This is a genomic window from Stenotrophomonas sp. P5_B8 (assembly GCF_054049855.1).
The window spans coordinates 1-1,441 of sequence record NZ_JBFULO010000661.1 but is presented as its reverse complement, the minus strand read 5'-3'; the positions used below and the strand labels follow the sequence as shown (position 1 = coordinate 1,441).

Here is a 1,441-nt window from a genome sequence, read left to right as displayed (position 1 = left end):
CGATTGCCCTGGTGTTCTTCAATCCGTCCATGCGCACCCGCACCAGCTTCGAGCTGGGGGCCTTCCAGCTGGGCGGCCACGCGATCGTGCTGCAGCCGGGCAAGGATGCATGGCCCATCGAGTTCAACCTGGGCTCGGTAATGGACGGGGACACCGAAGAGCACATCGCCGAGGTGGCGCGGGTGCTGGGCCGCTACGTCGACCTGATCGGCGTGCGTGCGTTCCCGAAGTTCATCGACTGGACCAAGGATCGCGAGGACGAAGTGCTCAGGAGCTTTGCCAAGTACTCGCCGGTGCCGGTCATCAATATGGAGACCATCACCCACCCGTGCCAGGAACTGGCCCACGTGATGGCGCTGCAGGAACACTTCGGCACCCAGGACCTGCGCGGCAAGAAGTACGTGCTGACCTGGACCTACCACCCCAAGCCGCTCAACACCGCCGTGGCCAACTCGGCGCTGACCATCGCCACCCGCATGGGCATGGACGTGACCCTGCTGTGCCCGACCCCGGACTACCTCCTGGACGAGCGCTACATGGGCTGGGCCGAGCAGAACGTGGCCGAGAGCGGCGGTTCGCTGCAGGTCAGCCATGACATCGCCAGCGCCTACGCCGGTGCCGACGTGGTGTACGCCAAGAGCTGGGGCGCGCTGCCGTTCTTCGGCAACTGGGAACCGGAAAAGCCGATCCGCGACCAGTACAAGCACTTCATCGTCGACGAAGCCAAGATGGCCCTCACCAACAACGGTGTCTTCAGCCACTGCCTGCCGCTGCGCCGCAACGTGAAGGCCACCGACGGGGTAATGGACTCGGCGCAGTGCATCGCCATCGACGAAGCCGAGAACCGCCTGCATGTGCAGAAGGCGATCATGTCGGCGCTGATCGGCCGGTAACGCCATCAACGGGTATCGAACATTGCAGCCGACCAACGGTCGGCTCTACCCAACCGGCGCATCGAACAATTCAGCCGATCAACGCAAGATTTCAGCCGATCGGCGCACCGAACATTCCTGCCGACCAACGGTCGGCTCTACCGAATCCTCATCCCCCAATTGGACCCTGACCCCCATGAGCAATAAAGACATCGTCCTGGCTTTCTCCGGCGGACTCGACACCAGCTTCTGCGTGCCCTACCTGCAGGAGCGCGGCTACAACGTGCACACCGTGTTTGCCGATACCGGCGGCGTCGATGACGACGAGCGCGATTTCATCGAGAAGCGCGCCGCCGAGCTGGGCGTCACCAGCCACGTCACCGTCGACGGTGGCCCGGCGATCTGGAACRGCTTCGTCAAGCCGTTCGTGTGGGCCGGCGAAGGCTACCAGGGCCAGTACCCGCTGCTGGTGTCCGACCGTTACCTGATCGTGGACGCCGCACTCAAGCGCGCCGCCGAGCTGGGCACCAACATCATCGCCCACGGCTGCACCGGCATGGGCAACGACC

At 64.3% G+C, this 1,441-nt stretch carries 2 protein-coding genes; both read left to right on the top strand.

The features are described from left to right. Positions 1-893, top strand: an 893-nt coding sequence (locus ACXJKH_RS20455) for an N-acetylornithine carbamoyltransferase (protein ID WP_457322113.1), incomplete at its 5' end; no start/stop codon positions are given. 175 nt (positions 894-1,068) lie between these two features. Then, positions 1,069-1,441, top strand: a 373-nt coding sequence (locus tag ACXJKH_RS20450; protein ID WP_457322111.1) for an argininosuccinate synthase domain-containing protein, incomplete at its 3' end; no start/stop codon positions are given.